The following is a 5479-nucleotide window of genomic DNA, read 5'->3' as shown; positions in this document are numbered from 1 at the left end:
GCATGGCGGATATCGCCGAAGTGCTGTGGCGCGGTTTCATGCAGCACAACCCGGCTGACCCGACCTGGGCTGACCGTGACCGCTTTGTGCTCTCCAACGGCCACGGCTCCATGCTGCTGTACAGCCTGCTGCATCTGACCGGCTACGGTGTCAGCCTGGACGACATCAAGAACTTCCGTCAGCTGGGCAGCGCCACCGCCGGGCACCCGGAATACGGCGATGCGCCGGGCATCGAAACCACTACCGGCCCACTGGGCCAGGGGATTGCCAACGCCGTGGGTATGGCGCTGGCGGAGAAAATGCTGGCGGGCCAGTTCAACCGCGAAGGCCACACCATTGTTGACCACAACACCTACTGCTTCCTGGGTGATGGCTGCATGATGGAAGGGATTTCCCACGAGGTGGCGTCCCTGGCTGGCACCCTGGGCCTGGGCAAACTGGTGGCCTTCTACGACGACAACGGCATTTCCATCGACGGTGAAGTGGAAGGCTGGTTCACCGACGATACCGTGGAGCGTTTCCGCGCCTACGGCTGGCAGGTGATTCCCAATGTGGACGGCCATAACCCGGAAGAAATTACCGTGGCGGTGGAGAATGCCCGCGCCAACACGGATCAGCCCACCTTGATTTGCTGCAAGACCATTATCGGTTTCGGCAGCCCCAACAAGCAGGGCAAGGAAGACTCCCACGGTGCCGCCCTGGGTGAAGATGAAATCGCCCTGACCCGTAAAGAGCTGGGCTGGGAGCACGGCCCGTTTGAAATCCCGGCGGACATCAAGGATGCCTGGGATGCCAAAGAAGCCGGTGCCAAAGCGCAGAGCGAATGGCAGCAGCGTTTTGATGCCTATCAGGCGGCGTACCCGGAGCTGGCGGCGGAGTTCAAGCGCCGCATGGCCAGCGAGTTGCCGGCAAATTTTGCCGAGCAGGCCGATGCCTATATCCGTGAGTGTCAGGAAAAAGGCGAGAAGGTTGCCACCCGCAAGGCCAGCCAGAACACCCTGGATGCCTTCGGCCCGTTGCTGCCGGAACTGGCTGGCGGCTCCGCCGACTTGGCCGGCTCCAATAACACCATCTGGAAAGGCTGCAAGTCGGTCACCGCAGACGATGCCAGCGGCAACTATATTCACTACGGCGTGCGCGAATTCGGCATGACCGCCATCCAGAACGGCCTGTGCCTGCACGGTGGCCTGCGCCCCTATGGCGGTACCTTCTTGGTATTCATGGAATACGCTCGCAACGCGGTGCGCATGGCGGCAATCATGCACCAGCCGAATATCCTGGTTTATACCCACGATTCCATTGGTCTGGGCGAAGACGGCCCCACTCACCAGCCCATTGAGCAGCTGGCGAACCTGCGCCTGACCCCCAACATGCGCACCTGGCGCCCCTGTGACACGGTGGAATCTGCAGTGTCCTGGAAACAGGCTGTGCTGCGCCAGGATGGCCCGTCTGCGCTGATTTTCTCTCGCCAGGGCCTGCCCTGCATGGAACGTGGCAGTGAGCAGCTGGCTGAGATCGAGAAAGGCGGCTATACCTTGATGCAGACCGGTGAAGGCACCCCCGACGCGATCATCATTGCCACCGGTTCCGAAGTGGAGCTGGCAATGAAGGCCGCACAGGCTCTCACCGGCAAGAACATCCGCGTGGTGTCCATGCCCTGTGTGGAGGAATTTCTGGCGCAGGATGCGGCCTATCAGGAAAGCGTGCTGCCTTCCTCCGTGCGCGCTCGCGTGGCGGTAGAAGCGGCCATCGCCGATTACTGGTATCGCTTTGTGGGGCTGGACGGCAAGGTGGTGGGCATGACCAGCTTCGGCGCGTCCGCCCCGGCCGGTGACCTGTTCAAGCACTTTGGTATTACTGCCGAAGCGGTGCAGGAAGCGGTGGAGTCATTGCTTTGATAGAGACGGGTCGAAAGTCGGACGTCAGACGTCGGACGACAACCCCTGTTAGCGTCGGACGTCAGACGTCCGACGTCAGACCGCTATGAGAATTGCCATCAACGGCTACGGCCGTATCGGTCGCTCCTTTGTCCGTGCCCTTGCTGAGCGCGAGGGCGCGGGTTGGCAGGCGCCGTTTACGCTGGCGGCGATCAATGACAAAGGCCGCCCGGAAGACTTGCTCTACCTGACCCGCTATGACACCACCCACGGTCGTTTGGCGGAGCCAGCAGAGCTGATCGAAGGCATGTTGCGCATTGGCCAGCAGGCACCGCGGTTGCTGGAGCAGCCCAGGCCGGAATTGTTGCCCTGGGGTGATATGGACGTGGACCTGGTGCTGGAATGCTCCGGTCACTTTCGCAGCCACGCCGGAGCCGCCCGCCATCTGCAGGCGGGGGCCAAAAAGGTGATCATCGGCGCGGTGCCGTTTGATCAGGCGGACCAGGTTGTGGTGTTTGGCGTCAACCATAAAGACGTCCGGGACGACAGCACGGTGATGTCGGCGGCGTCTTGCACCACGCACTGTATCGCGCCTCTGCTGGCCCGGCTGGATGACAGCTTCGGGGTGCAGCAGGTGTTGATGAAAGAGATCCATGCCTACACCTCGGACCAGGCCCTGCTGGACCATGTCCACCGGGATCCGCGCCGGGGTCGGGCTGGAGCACAGAATATTGTGCCCACTACCAGCAGCGCCATCGGTGCGGTGCAGCAGGTGTTGCCAACCCTTGCCGGGCGCATCAACGGAGACTCTATCCGTGTGCCGACCCTGAATGTGGCCATGGTGGAACTGACCTTGCGGCTGGAACAGACACCGGATGAGGACAGTCTCAACCAGTGGCTGCAGCAACAGGCAACGGCGTCGGCGGGCCTGATTGGCTACAATGACGCCCCGCTGGTCAGCGCGGATTTCAATCACCGCCCGGAATCCGCCATCGTCGACGTGACCCAGACCCGGGTGCAGGGCGATATGGTGCAGGTGGTGGCCTGGTACGACAATGAATGGGGCTATGCCAACCGCCTGCTGGATTGGGTGACGGATTTGGCCAAAGCGTCGGACGTCTGACGCTTAAAAAATACTGTAAACCGAGACGACAGCATCATCCGCACAGGGTGGTGCCAAACGAGGTAGCAACACCATGAACTTCAAACGCATGACCGACCTGGATCTGGCAGGCAAGCGCGTTCTGATCCGTGAAGACCTGAACGTGCCGGTGAAGGACGGAAAGGTCACCAGCGATGCGCGTATCCGCGCCTCCTTGCCCACCATCGAGCATGCGCTCAAGGCGGGCGCCAAGGTGATGTTGATGTCCCATCTGGGCCGCCCCACCGAAGGTGAATACGCCGACGAGTTTTCCCTGCAGCCGGTGGCGGAGCATCTGGGTGGCTTGCTGGGCCGTGATGTGCCGCTGGTCAAGGACTGGCTGGACGGGGTCGAGGTGGCCGACGGTCAGGTGGTGTTGTGCGAGAACGTTCGCTTCAATAAAGGCGAGAAGAAAGACGACGAAGCGCTGTCACAAAAAATGGCGGCGCTGTGTGATATCTATGTGATGGATGCCTTCGGTACCGCACACCGTGCGCAGGCGTCTACCCATGGGGTGGGCAAGTTCGCACCGGTGGCCTGCGCTGGCCCGCTGTTGGCCAATGAGCTGGATGCGCTGGGCAAGGCCCTGGATGCGCCGGAGAAACCGCTGGTGGCGATTGTTGGTGGTTCCAAGGTATCCACCAAGCTGGAAGTGCTGGAATCGTTGTCGGATGTGGTCGACCAGCTGGTGGTCGGTGGCGGTATCGCCAACACCTTTCTGGCGGCGGCCGGCCACCCGGTGGGCAAGTCTCTTTATGAAGAAGACCTGATTCCTGCCGCACAGAAAATTGCCGAGAAAGTGCACATTCCGATTCCGGTGGATGTGGTGACGGCCAAGGAATTTGCCGAGTCCGCCGAGGCGGTCACCAAGAAGGTGGAAGACGTGGCCGACGACGACATGATTCTGGATATTGGTCCACAGACAGCGCACATCGTGGCGGCGTTGATGAAGGAAGCCAAGACCATTATCTGGAATGGCCCGGTAGGTGTATTCGAGTTCGATCAGTTCGGTGAAGGCACCCGGGAAATGGCCCTGGCAATTGCCGACTCGGATGCCTTTTCCATTGCCGGCGGTGGTGACACCTTGGCTGCAGTGGACAAGTATGGCATCACCGATGATGTCAGCTATATCTCCACCGGCGGTGGTGCCTTCCTGGAGTTCGTGGAAGGCAAAGTACTGCCAGCGGTGGCCATGCTCGAGGCACGGGCGAAGGATTGATTAAACGCCTGATGCCGGACGCCAGATGCCTGACGCTAAAACCCACAGGCGTCAAGCGTCAGGCCTTTGGCGTCAGGCTGTAATGGACGAAGTATAGGCGGTGCGGCGCACCGCAAACGGATTAACGAAGGGGAAAAATCATGGCACTAGTAAGCATGCGACAGCTGCTGGATCACGCTGCCGAGTTCGGCTACGGCGTACCGGCTTATAACGTGAACAACGTGGAACAGATGCGCGCCATCATGGAAGCCGCGGACAAAACGAATTCCCCGGTCATCGTGCAGGCATCTGCTGGTGCGCGTAAATATGCCGGTGCGCCTTTCCTGCGTCATCTGATCCTGGCGGCCACCGAAGAGTTTCCGCACATTCCCGTGGTGATGCATCAGGATCATGGCACCAGCCCGTCTGTGTGCCAGCGTTCCATCCAGCTGGGGTTCTCTTCGGTAATGATGGACGGTTCACTGGGTGAAGACGGCAAGACCCCCACCGATTACGACTACAACGTGGATGTGACCCGTCGCACCGTGGACATGGCCCACGCCTGTGGTGTCTCGGTGGAAGGCGAGCTGGGTTGCCTGGGGTCGCTGGAAACCGGTGAAGCCGGCGAAGAAGATGGCATCGGTGCGGAAGGCAAGCTGACTCATGAACAGATGCTCACCGACCCGGAAGAAGCGGCGGACTTCGTAAAGAAAACCAAAGTGGATGCACTGGCGATTGCCATCGGCACCAGCCATGGTGCGTACAAGTTCACTCGTCCGCCCACCGGCGACATCCTCGCCATTGAGCAGATCAAGGCGATTCACCAGCGCATTCCGGATACCCACCTGGTCATGCACGGCTCCTCTTCAGTGCCGCAGGACTGGCTGGCCATCATCAATGAATTCGGTGGTGAAATCCCGGAGACCTACGGGGTGCCGGTGGAAGAAATTCAGGAAGGCATCAAGCACGGCGTTCGCAAGGTTAATATCGATACGGACCTGCGTCTGGCATCCACCGGGGCGATCCGTCGCTTCCTGGCCCAGAACCCGGCCGAGTTTGATCCGCGCAAGTACCTGAAAGAATCCATCACCGCCATGCGTGATATCTGTATCGCTCGCTATGAAGCCTTTGGTACGGCGGGCCATGCGGACAAGATCAAGCCGATCAGCCTGGAAACCATGTTCCAGCGTTATGAGTCCGGTGATCTGGACCCGCGGGTTAAATAAGAGAGGCAGCACGCTTCACGCTGCAGGTAACACGTAG

The 5479-nt window shown here is 60.5% G+C and carries 4 protein-coding genes; all 4 read left to right on the top strand.

Annotated features, from left to right (window positions below):
* Positions 1-1898: transketolase (tkt, locus tag A3754_RS17390; protein ID WP_063520713.1), on the top strand; the 1898-nt coding region annotated here is incomplete at its 5' end.
* Between the two features lie 85 nt (positions 1899-1983).
* Positions 1984-3000, top strand: a complete 1017-nt coding sequence (locus tag A3754_RS17385; RefSeq protein WP_063520712.1) for a type I glyceraldehyde-3-phosphate dehydrogenase — start codon at positions 1984-1986, stop codon at positions 2998-3000.
* Between the two features lie 73 nt (positions 3001-3073).
* On the top strand, positions 3074-4237 hold the full coding sequence (locus A3754_RS17380; protein ID WP_063520711.1) for a phosphoglycerate kinase: 1164 nt from the start codon (positions 3074-3076) through the stop codon (positions 4235-4237).
* A 140-nt stretch (positions 4238-4377) separates the two neighbouring features.
* The gene (gene fba, locus A3754_RS17375; RefSeq protein WP_063520710.1) at positions 4378-5442 is read left to right on the top strand and encodes a class II fructose-bisphosphate aldolase; all 1065 of its coding nucleotides are present in this window, start codon (positions 4378-4380) and stop codon (positions 5440-5442) included.
* Positions 5443-5479: the final 37 nt, after the last annotated feature.

Source organism: Alcanivorax sp. HI0083, assembly GCF_001635175.1.
This window is presented reverse-complemented; position numbering and strand designations above follow the sequence as displayed.

Excerpts from the sequence above, each read along its gene's own strand:
- A3754_RS17385 (WP_063520712.1), top strand. The coding sequence starts at position 1,984 with ATGAGAATTGCCATCAACGGCTACGGCCGTATCGGTCGCTCCTTTGTC.
- A3754_RS17380 (WP_063520711.1), top strand. The coding sequence starts at position 3,074 with ATGAACTTCAAACGCATGACCGACCTGGATCTGGCAGGCAAGCGCGTT.
- fba (WP_063520710.1), top strand. The coding sequence starts at position 4,378 with ATGGCACTAGTAAGCATGCGACAGCTGCTGGATCACGCTGCCGAGTTC.